The following is a 14,815-nucleotide window of genomic DNA, read 5'->3' as shown; positions in this document are numbered from 1 at the left end:
TTCGGGAGGGAACGACGTGCCGGGACGCACCCTACGACCGCGCGCCCGGACCGCGAGGTCGTCACTCGTGCACGAGGTCGTCCCGCAGGACTGACGACTTCGTGCACGAGTGACGACCTCGCGGTCCGGGCGCGCGGTCGTAGGGTGCGTCCCGGCACGTCGTTCCCTCCCGAAAGGACCCCGCATGTCCTCCAGCACGTCCTCCGCGCCCGCGTCCCCCCGGCTCCGCGCCGTCGTCACCGGGGCGTCCAGCGGGATCGGCGCCGCCACGGTCCGCCGCCTGCGCGCCGAGGGGTGGGACGTCGTCGCCGTCGCCCGCCGCGCCGACCGGCTCGAGGCGCTCGCCGCGGAGACCGGCGCCGAGGCGTTCCCCGCCGACCTGACGAGCGACGAGGACGTGGCCCGGCTGGTCGCGCACGTCCAGGAGACCGGCGGGCTCACGTCGCTCGTGAACAACGCGGGCGGCGCGTTCGGGCTCGACCGGGTCGAGGACGCCGACGTCGAGGGCTGGAAGCGGATGTACGACCTCAACGTGCTCGGCACCCTGCGCATCACGAAGGCCCTGCTGCCGGCGCTCAAGGCCAGCGGCCGCGGGGACGTCGTGGTCGTGACGTCCACCGCCGCGATCGCCCCGTACGAGGGGGGTGCCGGCTACACCGGCGTGAAGCACGCGGAGCGGATGCTCACCACCACGCTGCGGCTCGAGCTGATCGGCGAGCCGGTCCGGGTCATCGACATCGCGCCCGGCAACGTCGCGACCGAGGAGTTCTCGCTGGTCCGGTTCGCCGGCGACGCCACCCGCGCCGCGAAGGTCTACGAGGGCTACGAGCCGCTGCTCGCGGACGACGTCGCCGACGTCATCACGTTCGCGCTGACCCGGCCGCACCACGTGAACATCGACACGCTCGTGGTCCGCCCCCGCGCGCAGGTGAGCAACACCCAGATCGCCCGCAACGCCTGACGGCACCGCCGGGCGCCCGCGCGCCCCGCGGAGGGGACTGCGCCCACCGGTGGGGACTGCGCCCACCCGTCGGGACTGCGCCCACCCGTCGGGACTGCGCCCGGTGGTGGGGACTGCGCCCCCAGCAGCGGGCGCGTTCCCGGCTGCGGGGCGCACTCCCGGCTGCGGGGCGGACTCCCGGCGGCCGGCCGGCCTCCCGGGTGCACTCCGGGGGCGCGGCGCGGCGCGGCGCGGTCAGCCGAGCGTCGCCGGCCGCGTGCCGTCGTCGAGCGGCAGGACGCCGTCGACCGTGGCGGTCACCGTGAGCTCCTGGAACGTGACCTCGCCGCGGTACGTCGACAGGAACGCGGTGTCCGTCGCGTCGCGCCCGGTGGCGATCCGCAGGAGCGACTGCCGCGGTGCCAGCCGGGTCGCGTCGACGACGTGCCACGCGCCGTCCACGTACGCCTCGACCACTGCGTGGAAGTCCATCGGGCTCAGCCCCGGCGCGTACACCGCCGCGAGCCGGGCGGGCAGGTCGCGCGCCCGCAGCAGCGCGACGACCAGGTGCGCGAAGTCCCGGCACACCCCGCGCCGCTTGAGCAGGGTGTCGGTCGCGCCGTCGGTCGGCTGGCTCGACCCGGAGAGGTACACGAGGTGCCCGTGCACCCAGTCGACCACCCCCGCCAGCAGCTCGTGGCCCCGCAGCCCGCGGAACTGGTCGCCGGCGAACGCCAGGAGCCTGTCCGAGTCGGCGTACCGGCTCGGGCGCAGGTACTCGATGAGGTCCGCGTCGGTGACCTCCGGCGCGGCGTCCCGGCCGGTGACCGTCGCCCGGTAGTCGACCTCCACGAGCCCCGGCCCGCTGTCCACGCGGTGGAGGCGCGTCCCGTGCGGCCCCTTCACCTCGACCACGTCGGCCGGGGCGCCGTCCCGGGTCACGCGCAGCAGCTCGTCGACGTCGTGCGCGCCCTCGGCGACCGTCACCGCCAGCACCAGCTCGGCGGGGGCGTGCACCTGCATCGACAGGTGGGATGTCACGGTGCGCAGCACGGGGCTCGGGGCTCCTTCGGCGGGGGAGGGACGCGGCGTCGCGGTGCCGGCGCGGAGCCCGGCGAGCACAGTGTGCGGCCTGCGCCGCCGGTGCGCCAGGGACGCACCGCCGTGCGGTGGTGCCATGATCGCCGCGTGTCGAACCTCCTTACGCTCGTGCCCGGTGCGGCGCCGGAGCACGGCGCCTATTTCTGGGAGCCCCTCGTCGACGGCGTACCGGTCCGGCGACTGCTGGGGCTCCAGCCCGACGAGGTCGCGCTCGACACCCGCGGGTTCGGCCCCGTCGGCGACAACGTGCCCGTCCTGGTGCACAGCTGGCCGCGTCCCTCCGTGGACGGCGCTCTGGTCCTGCTCGGTGAGACCGTCGACCCGGAGCTGCCCGACGACCGGGCGGCCCTGTACGTGTGCGCCGCCTGCGCCGACCTCGGCTGCGGTGCGATCGGGATGCGCGTCGAACGCACGCCGACCACGGTCGTCTGGCGCGACTTCCGGTGGGAGACGGGAGGTGCCTGGGACGGCGACGAGGCGCTGATCGTGCCGGGCGGGCCGTTCGTGTTCGACCGCGTGCAGCACGACGCGGAGCTGCAGCGGTTCGTCTCGACGTACGAGGCCGAACGGGCTGCCCTGCCGGACGACGCGGCCGTGCACGTGGGGCAGCGGCGCGACGCTGCCGAGCGGGCCCGCCCGTGGTGGCGCCGGGTGTGGGGCTGACCGGCGCCACGACCCGCGCCACCACGGGACCGGATCAGGTCCCCGCGCTGACCGTGCCCTCCATCTCGTCCGCGCGGCGGATGTGCCGCGTGACCCACGGCGACAGCGCGAGCAGCGCCGCTGCGAACACCATCGCCACGGCCCCGATGCCGCCGAAGTACAGGGTGTCCGACGTGCCCTCGGTGGCCTTGATGAGCTGCGCGGTGATCGCCTGCCCGGCCGCGGGGGCCAGGAACCAGATCGCCATGGCCTGCGTGCGGAAGGCGCGCGGGGCGAGCAGGGTCGTCGCGGCGAGACCGACGGGGGACAGGCACAGCTCGCCGAGCGTCTGGATGACGTAGACGAGGACCAGCACCCAGGCGGGGGCCTTGCCGTCGCCGATCGCCGCGGAGGCGAGGGACATCACCAGGAACGACGCCGCCGCGAGCCCGAGCCCCATCGCGAACTTCGTGGCGGTCGGCGGCCGGTCCTGCGTCTTCGTCCAGATCCACGCGAACACCGGCGCCAGGATGATGATCGAGGCGGGGTTCACCGACTGGAAGAACTCCGGGCTGATGGTCAGGCCGAAGAAGCTCAGCTCGGTCCGGTCGGCGGCGAACGCGGCCAGCGTCGTCGCCGCCTGCTCGAAGATCATCCAGAACAGCATCGCCGCGACGAACAGCGGGATGTACGCGATCACGCGCGGCCGCTCGGCGTCCGTGACCTTGGGGGAGCGGTACATCACGATGAAGTACGCCACCGGCGCGATGAACGCCAGGTACGACATCGTGTCGATGAACGTGTCGAGGTTGAACCCGCCGGACACGACGGCCGCGATCGCGCCGACGACGACCACGCCGGCCACGATGACGAGCAGGCCACGCAGCAGCTGCGGGCGCTCCTCGCGGCGCACCGGGTTCGGCGCCGTGCCGCCCGCGCGGCCCAGGTACTTGCCGCCCGCGACGAAGAACGCCAGGGCGACGGCCATGCCGACCGCCGCGACCAGGAAGCCCGCGTGGTACCCGCCCCACGAGCGCGCCGCGCCGACCAGGAACGGGGCGGTGAACGACCCGATGTTGATGCCCATGTAGAAGATCGAGAAGCCGGAGTCGCGTCGCGGGTCGTCCCGGGCGTACAGCTCGCCGACCATGCTCGACACGTTGGGCTTCAGCAGGCCCGTGCCCAGCGCGACGAGGGCGATGCCGAGGTAGGACGTCCCGGCGCTCGGCAGCGCGAGGGCGACGTGGCCGGCGGCGATGATCACGCCGCCGTACAGGGTGGCCCGGCGGGACCCGATCACCCGGTCCGCGAGCCAGCCGCCGACGACCGAGAGCAGGTAGACGCTCGTGCCGTAGATCGACACCAGCGCGAGCCCGGTCCGGTCGTCGATCCCGAGGCCGCCGTCGGCGACGGAGTCCGTCAGGTAGTACAGCAGGATGGCGCGCATCCCGTAGTAGCTGAACCGCTCCCACAGCTCCGTGGTGAACAGCGTCATCAGCCCGCGCGGGTGCCCGAAGAACGCCCGGTCCCCGGCCAGCTCGCCGGCGGGGCGCTCGTCGGGACCGGCGGCCGCCCCCGTCGCGGTCATCGGCCCGCGCCGGTCTGCGAGCAGGGGAGGCCCGCGCGCGGCGTGCGGCGCACAGGGGTCACAGCGGTTCTCATCAGTCTTCTCCAGGCACTCGACTTGCCGAGCGCACGCCCCCCGCTGCGGCGAGGGAGGTGGCCCCAGGGCTCGCGCAGAGCGGCGGGACCCGCGTTCCAGGATGGGACGACCGACGGAGCACCCGCAAGGCGAGCGCCGGCGTTGAGTGGTGCCCGTGCCGGATCTGGGTGCTCGCTGCCGCGCCGCTGGGTGCTGGTCGTGGGACGTGCGTCCCAGGTGAGCGCGCCACCGAGCACGCACCGGCGGGACGGTGCGTAGGTGACGAGGTGGGCCAGGTGGGGCTTGAACCCACGACCGACGGATTATGAGTCCGCTGCTCTGACCGGCTGAGCTACTGGCCCCGACGCGGGTCAGGCTACCGAACGGGCGGCACGGCAGCGCCGGGAGGGCGACTACCGTGGAGCCTCGTGCCGCTCTTCTCCCGCCGCCACGCCCTGCCCGACGACGTGCGCCGCTCGCTGGACCTCCCGCCGGGCGACCGCGTGCTCGCGACCGCCGCGCTCAGCGGCGACCGGTGGCTCGCCGCCACCCGCCGGGCCCTGTACGTCACCGACGGTCCCGACGTGGTCCGGCACCCGTGGACGGACGTCGACCGGGCGTCGTTCGCGCCGGAGCCCGCGGCCATCACGGTGCACTGGGTCACCGGTGCCGTGCAGGAGCTGCCGCTTGCGCCGCCGGTGCCCGTCACCTTCGCCCAGACGTTCCGCGAGCGGGTGCAGTCCTCGGTCGTGCACGTCGAGACGGTGACGGTCCCGGGCGCGGGCCCCGTGCGGGTCGTGCTGCGGCGGGGCGAGAACGGCGACCTGTTCACCCAGGTCATCGGGTCGGGGCGCGTCGACGTGTCGGACCCGGCGGTCGCCGCGGTGCTGGACGAGGCCGAGGCGCGGGTGCGGTCCGCGGCCGGCCTGCGGGGCTGAGCGGGCCTGCACCGGACGTGGCGGAACTACCCCCGGCGGGCTGCTAGAGTTCTTCCCGCGCGATCCCTCGTAGCTCAATTGGCAGAGCATCCGACTGTTAATCGGACGGTTACTGGTTCGAGTCCAGTCGAGGGAGCACCAGGACCCCCGGACAGCCCCGTGCTGCCGGGGGTCCTCTGCGTTCGCGGCCGGTCCCGCGCGCGTGCGGCACCACCCGGTACGGATGAGGCCGCGGGGGTCGGGGACCGCGCAGCATGGGTCCGTGGCCGCCCGCCCACCGCCGGGCGGGCCGCGAGAGGGGGCCCCGATGCCCGCGCGACGTCGTCCCGGCCGCGACTCCGCCGTCGAGGAGGGCTGGGCCGACCAGGACGTCCGGGTCGGCGACCACCACGTCCGGGTGCGCGTCAGCGACCCCGTCCCGGGCGCCACTCCGATCGTGCACGTGCACGGGTTCGCGATCTCCGGCAGGTACCTCATGCCGACCGCCCGCCTGCTCGCTCGCCGCGCGACCAACGTGGTGCCGGACCTGCCGGGGTACGGCAGGTCCGAGGGCTGGGGGACGACGCTCGGCATCCCCGCGCTCGGCGAGGCACTGCTGGGCGTCCTCGACGCCCTGGAGCTCGAGCGGGTGGTCCTGGTCGGCAACTCGATGGGCTGCCCGGTCGGCCTCGAGGTCGCGCACGTGGCCCCGGACCGCGTCGAGCGGATCGTCCTCGCGTCCCCGGCCGGCGGGCTGTACAACCAGCCGCTGTCCCGGGGGCTCGCCCAGCTGGCGAAGGACGGGCCCCGGGAGAGCCCGGCCATGGCGCGCGTCGCCGTGCCGGACTACCTCCGGTTCGGGCCCGCGAACACGCTCCGGCTCTTCGACGAGATGGTGCGCTACCCGTCGCTGGAGCGGCTGCTGCGGCTGTCGGTGCCGGCGCTCGCGGTGGTCGGGAGCCGGGACCCGATGATGCCGCCGCGCTGGCGGGTCATGGAGGTCGCACGGCTCGCCCCGCCGCACGTGACGCTCGTGGTGATCCGTGGCGCGGCGCACGCGATGAACTACTCGCACCCCGGGGAGCTCGCCCACGTCATCGGGTCGTGGCTGGACGGGCGGGAGATCGTCGACGACCCCGACCAACCGGGCCTCGCCGTCGCGGTGCAGGTGCCGCGGGTGTGAGGGCCCCGGGCGCGAGCCCAGCAGGCCCGCGCCCGTCAGCCCCTCACACCACGATGTCCCGGCCGTGGGCCGTGAGCGCCCAGATCACGAAGACGTCCAGGGCGATCACCACGAGGCCCCACACGGGGTAGTACGGCAGCCACGCGAAGTTCACGACGATGCTCAGCCCCGCGACCAGGACGCCGACCGTCCGTGCCCACACGGCGCCGGTGAACACGAACACCCCGGCCAGGGCCACGACGATGCCCAGCAGCAGGTGCGCCCAGCCCCAGGTGGTCACGTCGAACGAGAACACCCACTCCTGCCCGACCACGTAGAAGGTGTCGTTGATCAGGGCGACGAACCCCTGGATCGCGTGGAGCACGCCGATCACGATCATCACCGTCCCGGCGAAGACGGTGAAGCCCACCGCTGCGGTGCTGCGGGTCTCGCTCATGGGGACCTCTCCTCTCGTCGTACCTGCCGGTGGAGCCCGCCTCGACGCTAGGAGCGGGCGCGGACGCGCGGCATCACCCGTTGCGGATGGGTGCGGACGCGGGGCCTGGGCGTCGGCCCTGCGCGGCGGTAGCCTCGCGGGACCAGGCAGTCGGCGGACGGAGCGGTCCCGTGAGCGCATGGCAGAGGTCCCAGCCCGTGGCCGGTCGAGCCCGGGTCGTGCGGGCGGTGGGCGCCGCCGCGCTGGTGGGCGGATTGGTCGGCGCGCTGGCGGCGTGCGGCAGCGACGAGCCCGGGACCTCGGGCACCGAGGCGACCGAGGGCACGACGCCCACCGCCACCGCCGGGGGAGAGCTGGAGCTCACCGCGGGATCCTCCGCACCCGGCCTGCCGCCCGGCGCCGGGGAGCAGCCCGCCGACGCGGTCGCCGGCGCCGCGCGCACCGCCGACGACACGTTGCTGTACGTCGTGACCTTCGGGTCGAGCACCTGCCCGGACGTCGCGGACGCCACCGCAGGGGCAGCGGGGACCGACGCGGTCGAGGTGACGTTCCCCGAGCAGGGCGACGACCCCTGCACCGCCGACTACGTCCCGACGACCACCGTGGTCGCCCTGCCGGAGTCGGTGGACGCGGCGAGCGACCTCGCCGTGACGATCGGGACGTGGGGCGAGGTGACGCTGCCTCCGGGGTCGCAGGACGTGGTGTGGGCGGTGGCGGAGGGCTGAGGCCCGTCGCGCCGGGGGAGTCGTCTGGGCTCGTCGCGGTCGGTTCGCAGCGCCGCGCTGCCGGCTGGGTCATCGGCTTCCATGAGCCATCGCCGCGAAGATCTGTTCGACCGACGGACGCTCGAGCTCGGTGTCGACGATCCCGTCGGCCAGGACGACCACCCGGTCGGCTCGGGCGGCGATCTCCAGGTCGTGCGTGACCATCACCAGCGTCGTACCCGCAGCGACGACCTCACGGAAGAGCTCCATGACCATGATCGTGGCCGCGACGTCGAGCGATCCGGTCGGTTCGTCCGCGAACAGCACGGGCGGCCTCCGCACGAGGGCGCGGGCGATCGCCACTTTCTGCTGCTCACCCCCGGACAGCTCGTGCGGTCGAGCCCGCCGACGACCGCTCAGACCCACGGTGTCCAACGCGGCGTTCACCGACGCCGTGCCGGTACGCACCCCGGCGAGTCGCGCTGGCAGGGCGACGTTCCCCGCGGCCGGTGCGGACTCGATCAGGTTGAGGTGCTGGAACACGAACCCGACGTGCTCCCGACGGAACCGAGCAAGTCGGGAGTGTGACGCACCGTCCAGCGGGACCCCGTCGACGACGATCGACCCGTCGTCCGCGGTCAGGAGGCCCGACAGGCAGTACAGCAGGGTCGACTTCCCGCTCCCGGACCGCCCCACGACGGCGACGAACTCACCGGCGCCGACGTCCAGGTCGACCGCGCGCAGGACGTCCGGGGCATGGCGCCGGGATCGTCCGTGGCGGTACGCCTTGCGGACTCCTCGCGCTCTGACGATCGGGCTCATGTGGTGCTCCTCGCGATGACGGAGACGGGATCCCGGCTGACCGCGTGGCCAGTCAGGGACAGCAGGTTCGTGGCGTTGAGCACGAACGCCACCGCGACGAGGAGCAGGGGCTCTCTCGGGAGCGGTTCGAGAGGAGCGGTGGGCACCGGGCCGTGCGCCAGTGCGGTCGACATCGCCCACTCGTTGAGCCCGATGGCGGCATAGGCGAGCGATGCAGCCATGACCGCGTACAAGGCGGCCTCCGCGACGGCCTGGCCGTAGAGCACGGCAGGACGAGTGCCCATCGCCGACATGAGGGCCACGTCCTTGACCCGCACGTCCACCGAGGCGTACGACACCGACGACGACGCGATGATCGCGATCGCGACCGCCCCACCGATCAGGAGCACCAGCTGGTCTCCGGGGGCCCGCACAGCGCCACTCCCGTCGCCGCCACCGAGGATCGTGGCCAGCTTGCCGGTCCACGCGAGGACGATCCCCGTCACTGCGGTCGACAGCGCGACCGGTACGACCAGCCCGCGCGTGTGGTCCAGTCGACCGGACGCCGCTCGGGTAGCGAGATACCCCGCGAGTGGAGCCCGCCCCAGTGGCGTCGACCACGCGGCCACTCGCGACATCACCGAGATGCACCAGCCGCCGGAGAGGGCCGTCACCATGAGGACGAGGAGCCCCATCCCGGGGTAGACCGTGAGGAAGTCGCCGAGCTCGTCGGTGGCAAGGGCACGGACCGTGCTGATCGCCCAGTAGAGCGCAACCGTCCCGGCCGACACGAGGACCACCAGCACCGCCCGGACCGCGGTCCGAGTTCCGCCGCCCCGCCGGGCGGCGGTGACGCGGGTGTGGTCGAGGCCGTCCAGCACGCCCTGACGCGCCGCCGCGCGGACACCCGGCACGCCACCGAGGGCGCCCACGGACATCGAGGAGACCACGGCCCAGAACGTCGCTCGCGCTGGCATCGACCCGCTGAGGCCAGGCGCCTCGGGAAGGCCGGTGCTGCTGACGAAGGTCGCGAACGGCGTCCAGGCGGCTGGCGCCAGCACGACCGCGAGCAGCCCGCCACCGAGGCAGACCGCGATCACCTGGGCGAGCGTCATGAGGAACGCCTCGCCGGGGAGGATTCCCGCCACGTGCCACAGGGCCACGGCACGCCGCCGCAGCGCGAGCGACACCCGCGCGACGTGCGCGAGGCTCACCACACCCGTCAGCACCGAGAAGACGAGGGCGACGCCGGCGACGGCGACGTAGGCGTCCTGAGCCTCACCGCTGGCTCTCGCGCCGACCAGGAGGAGCGCCAGCGACAGCGCGAACACCACGCCCATGCCGCACACACTCACGAGCAGAGCGAGCCAGGCGCGATACCCATGAACGAGGTCCCGCGCGGCCAGCGTCGCGAGTCGCACGATCATCGGAACGCCCCGATGAGCCGGATCCCCAAGGCCGCCGCGTAACCGACCGCGACCACCACGCTGGCACCTGCGGCGAGGCGGACCATCGGCGGGTTCTGCCGGACCTCGCGGCGTTCCGTCACGCCGCAGGCCGCCAGCAAGACCCTGTACCCGTCGGAGTTCAGCAGCGGCACCGCGTTCATCATCATCGCCACCGCGTACCACGTCACGACGAATGTTCCGACGCCACCGAGGCTGAGCGTCTCGACCAACCAGAACGCGATTGCACCTACCGCCGCATTGATGAGGAGGCCCGCTGTGGACGACCATCCGCTCGAACCTCGGAAAGAGGTGTGTGTCGTTCATCCGCACGTAGAAGGCCGGGAAGACCCAGTAGTTCATCTTGAGTCCCACGCGGTCCGCTCCTCGACCCTGGGAGAGCAGCGACGTGCGGGAGTTGATGAGGGAGGAGCTGGCGCGAGGAGTAAAGAGCAAGCCACGAGGTACCCGCGGGGATGCGGGCATGCACATCCTCACTTTGTCGTGGATCCGGAATACGGTGAAAGGATCGACCGACGTGACAGGCTTCAGGGTGAGTCGGTGCCGCTGTCACGTCGTCATTGAGTCATGGACAGGATGCACCGCGTCCCACCCCGGGTCAAGCGCGATCGCGCGTATCCCGGAGAAGCATGGAGGTGGCGACTAGCACTTGGACCTTCGTCCTGGGTGGTGATCGCCACAAACGAGCCGCGTCCCTTTTGCGGTATTTCCCGGTGCCATTGTTCGTATTCTCGGTGGCACCCGGTGGTGATCGGCACGTGAGACTGCGGGATTCTGCGCGCTGGGTGGCGAGGACCTGGACCGCGTCGCGACGCCACGCCACGTGGCGAGGGCGCTGGGCCGTGCCGGAGACGCACAACGACGACGCGCCAGCGTCGGTCCCCAGGGCACCGAGTGGCGCTCGGCCCGGGCTGAGGTGGCCGCTACAGTCGGCAGCTCAGCCGCGCTCACCAGCCCCCGACCAGGAGCACTATCCATGAGCGCACCCCCCGCCCCTTCCGCCGTGGCGCTGCCCACGCTGCCCGGCGACCTCACGGCCTCCGCTGCCGCATCGGACGCCACCCCTGCCGGCCGGGGGCGGCCGACGCTCCGTGGCCGGCGTTTGACCGGCGCCCTGGTCGCGGTGACGGTCCTCGTCGCCGGGTTCGGGGTGGCCCAGCACCGGTCGGACGCCGCCGCGGAACGCGAGGCGGCCGCGGCGCTCGCCGACCTCGATCGCGCCGGGCGCGAGCTCCGGGCCGCCCGGTACGCCGGGCGTGACGCCCTCGCCGACGCCGCGCAGCGGGTCGCCGACAACGCCGTCCGCGAGGACCTCGCCGGTCTGCTGGTCGCCGTGCCCGCCACGACGGTGCCGGCGCGCGACTCCGCGGCGGCGCGCACCGCGTCCGCCCGCGCGCTCGCTGCGGCCGCGGTGGAACGGACCGGGCTGCTGGCGGCCGCGACCCGGGCCGTACGGCAGGGGCAGGCGGAGTGGGAGCTCGCGCGGGCGACCGCCGATCACGCCGGTGCGCTGGCCGCACTGGACGCCGCCCTGCACGAGGGTGCGGCGGCGCTCGCCGCCTCGGCGGGCCGGGTGCCCGACGACGCCGCCCGGCAGGCGCTCGCCGCGGCGATCGACGCCGCGACGGCTGACCGGGGCGCACCCGCACCGGTCGGCGTCGAGGCGCTCGGGCGCGCCGCCGCGCAGGCGGGAGCCCACAGCGAGGCGCTCGCGGACGCCCGTGCGGCCCTCGCCGCGGCGGAGGCGACCTGGCAGTCGGAGCAGGACCGCCTCGCGGCGGAGGCCGCCGCCTCGAGGCGCAGGAGCGGGCCCGGGTCCTCCGGAGGCTCCAGGCCCGGCGATGACGGCGCGCCACCGAGCGCGCCCGGCTCACGCACCGCCCCCGCCGCGCCCACGGCCCCGAGCGCACCGGGCATCACCTGGACGCCGGGCGACCCGCTGCCGGAGGGCTGGACCGTCGTCACCGAGACCGAGGGCGGCGGCTGGTGCGGCGACGAGCACGGCGACGTGTGGGACTGCTGAGCGTGGCCGCGGCAAGGGGGGCGCCGGTGACCTGATCCCCGCGCAGACCCCGCAGAAGAGGGGCCCGGTGCGCGAACACCGGACCCCTCGTGCCCGCTCGACAGTTCCTCTGGAGACCTGACATGCAAGCACGGCCATCTTGGCACGCCCGCCGAGCGACCTCCGCTCTGCTGGCCGGGACGCTCGCGACCGGGGCGACCGCCGCCCTGCTCCTCGCTCCCGCGCCCCCGCCCGCCGCCGCCGCGATCCCCGCGGCCGGCATCACGATCACCCCCGCCGGCTACGGCCCGGTGCGCCTCGGACCCATCGAGGGAGCGTCCGGTGCCGAGGAGCACGGGTACTGCCTGCAGGCCCGGCTGCCCGCGTCGGGGCCGTCGGACGTCCCGCTGTCGGTGACCGCCGTGGACGACGCCCCGCTCGCCGCGGCGCTCGCCCGGCACCGGTACGCCCCCGACGACCTCACCCAGGCGGCCCTCGGCTACGCGGCGCACCAGCGCCAGGAGCGCCCCGGAAGCATGGCCGGCGGCGTGGTCGAGTCGGTGAAGCTGCTGATCGCCGCCGCGACACCGCAGGCCGTCAAGGACCGCGCCGCAGCGCTGCTCGACCAGGCCGCCGCCGAGGCCGGACCCTACGCCGCGACGGCCGGCACGGTGACCGGCCAGGGCCGCCGGACCGGCGCGATCCGCGGCATCGTGCTGCGGTCGGCCGCCGGGCAGCCGGTCGTCGGAGCGCCGTTCACGGTGACGCTGTCGGGTCCGGCGGTGCTCGACGCCTCCGGTGGCAGCACGTTCCGCGGCACCACGGGCAGCGCGCCGGTGGACCTGACCTGGACCGCCACCGGCAACGGGGACGTGAGCTACCGCGTGGTGTTCGACGACGCGTGGCGCACGACGGTCACGGTGTTCGACGTGAGCGGCAGCCGTCAGGACCAGCTCACCTACGGCAACCGGCCCGGCCACGACCCCAGCCAGATCGTCGGCGACGGTCCCGTGTTCCCCGTCGTGAAGGACTTCCGGCCGCGGGCCACCACGACGGTGCAGGACGTGCGGGTGCAGGACGGTGACGCGCTGGTCGACCGTCTCGAGTTCAGCGCGGCGCCCGGCGACGTCTGGGTGGACCTGGACGGCGACCCCGTGGACGTCCCGGCGGACGTCACCTGGTACGGGCCGTTCCTCCAGCCGCAGGCCCAGGCGGCGGTGCCGCCCGCGGGTGCGCCCGTGGCCGGCGTCGAGCGCGTCGTCGCCGACGGACCGGGCGGCGTCGTGACCCCGGGCACCGTGCGGGCGACCGGGGACGGCTTCTACACGGCCGTCGTCACGATCCGGAAGGCCGACGCCGGGGCGCTCGCGGAGTACGTCCGCGAGGACTTCACCGCGCCGTGGTTCGAGGAGGTCGAGACGGCGGTGAACCGGTCGGACCTGTCGCACTCGTCGCAGACCCGTGAGTTCAACGTCGTGCCCGGTGGCCGGGCGTTCGACCGCATCACGATGGCCGGGTACCCCGAGGACCACGGCGAGTTCACCGGCCTCGGACGCTGGGGCGCGGACCTCGGCCAGGCGGTCGTCACGGTGCACGGACCCCTCGCGCAGCTGCCGACGAGCGCGGAGGTCCCGCCCGGCACCCCGGTGCTCTGGACCGGCACGGTCGACGCCTCGAACGGCGTCCACGAGGTCGGCTACGAGGACCCGGTCGTGGTGCCGGCGACCGCCACCCACCCCGGCGGCGACTACTACGTGTTCGTGTACTCCTTCGCGGGCGACGACCGCGTGGAGCCGTTCGTGAGCAGGTTCGACGACGTGCGGGAGGCGTTCTACGTGCCGGGCGACCCGGTCGTGGTCGTCCCGCCGACGGTCGTCACCCGGGCGCAGGAGCACGCCGCGCCGGGTGAGTCGATCCACGACCTGGCCCTCGTGACGGGCACCACGGCGGAGGGCGACCACCTCGTGTTCGAGGCGTTCGGACCGCAGGACCCCGCTGCCGCGCCGCTGTGCGACGACACGACGTCGTTCTGGGTCTCCGACCCGGTGCCGGTCGCTCGTCCCGGGTTCTACGACTCGGGGACCACGCCGGCGCCCGACCGGCCGGGCGCCGTGTACTGGGTGGAGACGCTCACCGGCGGCGACGGGGCGGTCAAGCACCGCGGGGAGTGCGGGATCCCGTCCGAGACGACGACGATCACCGACGGGTTCACGGTCCGCACCACCGCGATGGCGGCGCAGGACCACCCGGTCGCGGGCGTCGAGCTGTGGGACGTCCTGACCGTCGGCGGGACGCCGCCCGCGGGCGCGGTCACGGTCGTGGACCTGTTCACGGCGCCTCCGGGGGAGCAGCTCGTGTGCGACGAGCCGGTGTGGACGTCCGCGCCCCTGGCGCTCACGGAGGGCGCGGGCGACTACGCGACGGACCGGTACCTCGCGGGCGACGCGGGCACGTACGGGTTCGTCGAGCGCACCAGCACCGCGGACGGCAAGCCGCTGTCCGCGGGGCGCTGCGGAGAGCCGTCCGAGACCCTGACGGTCGCCGCTCCGGAGCCGGTCGCGCCGGCGCCCCCGGACTCCCCGCTCGCCGTCACGGGCGGCGACGTCGGTCGGTGGGTGGCCGTCGCGGTGGTGCTGCTGGTCGCCGGGGCGGTGGTCGTCGGGCACCGGGCACGGGTGCGGCGGGCGCTCGACGCGACCGGCGACCCGGCCGGGGCCGGCTCGTGGGACCGGATCAGCGGTGCGTGACGTGACCGCCGGACGGGCAGGGGTGGCGCCGCGCGTGGTCGCCACCCCGGCCCGGGGCGCCCCGCCCGGGGCGCCCCGCCCGGGGCGCCCCGCCCGGGGCGCCGTGCCCGGAACGCCGTGTCCCAGCTGCTCCCCGGAGCTCCTGCCCAGGTCGGGCACCCCGTCACGACTACGATCGCCGGCAGGCACCTGGGCGCCTGGCGACGCCGGAGCTCGACCTGGCGCCGACGACTC

General features: G+C 74.4%; 13 protein-coding genes and 2 tRNA genes. 8 read left to right on the top strand and 7 right to left on the bottom strand.

What is annotated here, in order from left to right:
* Positions 1-184: 184 nt before the first annotated feature.
* A complete protein-coding gene (locus tag KJP73_RS11855; protein ID WP_213283062.1) occupies positions 185-961 on the top strand; it encodes an SDR family oxidoreductase in 777 nt (258 codons plus the stop codon).
* A gap of 234 nt (positions 962-1,195) precedes the next feature.
* Here the strand turns inward: KJP73_RS11855 and KJP73_RS11850 are convergent, their stop codons facing one another.
* Complete coding sequence (locus tag KJP73_RS11850) at positions 1,196-1,993, bottom strand: transglutaminase-like domain-containing protein (protein WP_213283061.1); 798 nt, start codon at positions 1,991-1,993, stop codon at positions 1,196-1,198.
* A gap of 135 nt (positions 1,994-2,128) precedes the next feature.
* On the opposite strand from KJP73_RS11850, the gene KJP73_RS11845 reads away from it, so the two are divergent.
* On the top strand, positions 2,129-2,704 hold the full coding sequence (locus KJP73_RS11845; protein WP_213283060.1) for a hypothetical protein: 576 nt from the start codon (positions 2,129-2,131) through the stop codon (positions 2,702-2,704).
* Between the two features lie 34 nt (positions 2,705-2,738).
* On the opposite strand, the gene KJP73_RS11840 is transcribed toward KJP73_RS11845, so the two are convergent.
* Both KJP73_RS11840 and KJP73_RS11835 read right to left on the bottom strand, forming a co-directional pair.
* Entirely contained in the window at positions 2,739-4,271 is a 1,533-nt protein-coding gene (locus KJP73_RS11840; protein ID WP_213283059.1) for a peptide MFS transporter, read from the bottom strand.
* 342 nt (positions 4,272-4,613) lie between these two features.
* Positions 4,614-4,687 (bottom strand) — tRNA-Ile (locus tag KJP73_RS11835).
* Positions 4,688-4,753: 66 nt separating this feature from the next.
* On the opposite strand from KJP73_RS11835, the gene KJP73_RS11830 reads away from it, so the two are divergent.
* The 3 genes from KJP73_RS11830 (at position 4,754) to KJP73_RS11820 (ending at position 6,425) form a co-directional block, all read left to right on the top strand.
* A complete protein-coding gene (locus tag KJP73_RS11830) occupies positions 4,754-5,263 on the top strand; it encodes a hypothetical protein (RefSeq protein WP_213283058.1) in 510 nt (169 codons plus the stop codon).
* 63 nt (positions 5,264-5,326) lie between these two features.
* Positions 5,327-5,399: transfer RNA gene (locus KJP73_RS11825), tRNA-Asn, on the top strand.
* A 171-nt stretch (positions 5,400-5,570) separates the two neighbouring features.
* On the top strand, positions 5,571-6,425 hold the full coding sequence (locus KJP73_RS11820; protein ID WP_213283057.1) for an alpha/beta fold hydrolase: 855 nt from the start codon (positions 5,571-5,573) through the stop codon (positions 6,423-6,425).
* 43 nt (positions 6,426-6,468) lie between these two features.
* Here the strand turns inward: KJP73_RS11820 and KJP73_RS11815 are convergent, their stop codons facing one another.
* The gene (locus tag KJP73_RS11815) at positions 6,469-6,861 is read right to left on the bottom strand and encodes a DUF7144 family membrane protein (protein ID WP_213283056.1); all 393 of its coding nucleotides are present in this window, start codon (positions 6,859-6,861) and stop codon (positions 6,469-6,471) included.
* A 197-nt stretch (positions 6,862-7,058) separates the two neighbouring features.
* Here KJP73_RS11815 and KJP73_RS11810 point away from each other — a divergent pair, with 197 nt between their 5' ends.
* Entirely contained in the window at positions 7,059-7,586 is a 528-nt protein-coding gene (locus tag KJP73_RS11810) for a hypothetical protein (RefSeq protein ID WP_213283055.1), read from the top strand.
* Positions 7,587-7,655: 69 nt separating this feature from the next.
* Here KJP73_RS11810 and KJP73_RS11805 read toward each other — a convergent pair whose 3' ends face one another.
* The 3 genes from KJP73_RS11805 to KJP73_RS11795 are packed head-to-tail and all read right to left on the bottom strand — an operon-like array spanning position 7,656 to position 10,044.
* On the bottom strand, positions 7,656-8,387 hold the full coding sequence (locus KJP73_RS11805; RefSeq protein WP_213283054.1) for an ABC transporter ATP-binding protein: 732 nt from the start codon (positions 8,385-8,387) through the stop codon (positions 7,656-7,658).
* Positions 8,384-9,793 (bottom strand): hypothetical protein, encoded by a 1,410-nt coding sequence (locus KJP73_RS11800; RefSeq protein ID WP_213283053.1) that lies wholly within the window; start codon positions 9,791-9,793, stop codon positions 8,384-8,386. Before KJP73_RS11800 ends, KJP73_RS11805 begins: the two co-directional genes overlap by 4 nt.
* Positions 9,790-10,044, bottom strand: a complete 255-nt coding sequence (locus tag KJP73_RS11795; protein WP_213283052.1) for a hypothetical protein — start codon at positions 10,042-10,044, stop codon at positions 9,790-9,792. Before KJP73_RS11795 ends, KJP73_RS11800 begins: the two co-directional genes overlap by 4 nt.
* 764 nt (positions 10,045-10,808) lie before the next feature.
* Here KJP73_RS11795 and KJP73_RS11790 point away from each other — a divergent pair.
* Both KJP73_RS11790 and KJP73_RS11785 read left to right on the top strand, forming a co-directional pair.
* On the top strand, positions 10,809-11,855 hold the full coding sequence (locus KJP73_RS11790; RefSeq protein WP_213283051.1) for a hypothetical protein: 1,047 nt from the start codon (positions 10,809-10,811) through the stop codon (positions 11,853-11,855).
* A 122-nt stretch (positions 11,856-11,977) separates the two neighbouring features.
* Positions 11,978-14,581, top strand: coding sequence for a hypothetical protein (locus KJP73_RS11785; protein ID WP_213283050.1), 2,604 nt, complete (start codon positions 11,978-11,980; stop codon positions 14,579-14,581).
* Positions 14,582-14,815 lie beyond the last annotated feature (234 nt).

The organism is Cellulomonas hominis, from assembly GCF_901521055.1.
Classification (GTDB): Bacteria; Actinomycetota; Actinomycetes; order Actinomycetales; family Cellulomonadaceae; genus Cellulomonas; species Cellulomonas endometrii.
The sequence above is the reverse complement of the archived record's forward strand: the minus strand, read 5'-3'. Positions and strand labels throughout refer to the sequence as shown.

What these genes read in the sequence shown, in the direction of transcription:
- KJP73_RS11855 (WP_213283062.1), top strand. Translation starts at nt 185, where the DNA reads ATGTCCTCCAGCACGTCCTCCGCGCCCGCGTCCCCCCGGCTCCGCGCC.
- KJP73_RS11840 (WP_213283059.1), bottom strand. Translation starts at nt 4,271, where the DNA reads ATGACCGCGACGGGGGCGGCCGCCGGTCCCGACGAGCGCCCCGCCGGC.
- KJP73_RS11820 (WP_213283057.1), top strand. Translation starts at nt 5,571, where the DNA reads ATGCCCGCGCGACGTCGTCCCGGCCGCGACTCCGCCGTCGAGGAGGGC.
- KJP73_RS11815 (WP_213283056.1), bottom strand. Translation starts at nt 6,861, where the DNA reads ATGAGCGAGACCCGCAGCACCGCAGCGGTGGGCTTCACCGTCTTCGCC.
- KJP73_RS11805 (WP_213283054.1), bottom strand. Translation starts at nt 8,387, where the DNA reads ATGAGCCCGATCGTCAGAGCGCGAGGAGTCCGCAAGGCGTACCGCCAC.
- KJP73_RS11800 (WP_213283053.1), bottom strand. Translation starts at nt 9,793, where the DNA reads ATGATCGTGCGACTCGCGACGCTGGCCGCGCGGGACCTCGTTCATGGG.
- KJP73_RS11790 (WP_213283051.1), top strand. Translation starts at nt 10,809, where the DNA reads ATGAGCGCACCCCCCGCCCCTTCCGCCGTGGCGCTGCCCACGCTGCCC.
- KJP73_RS11785 (WP_213283050.1), top strand. Translation starts at nt 11,978, where the DNA reads ATGCAAGCACGGCCATCTTGGCACGCCCGCCGAGCGACCTCCGCTCTG.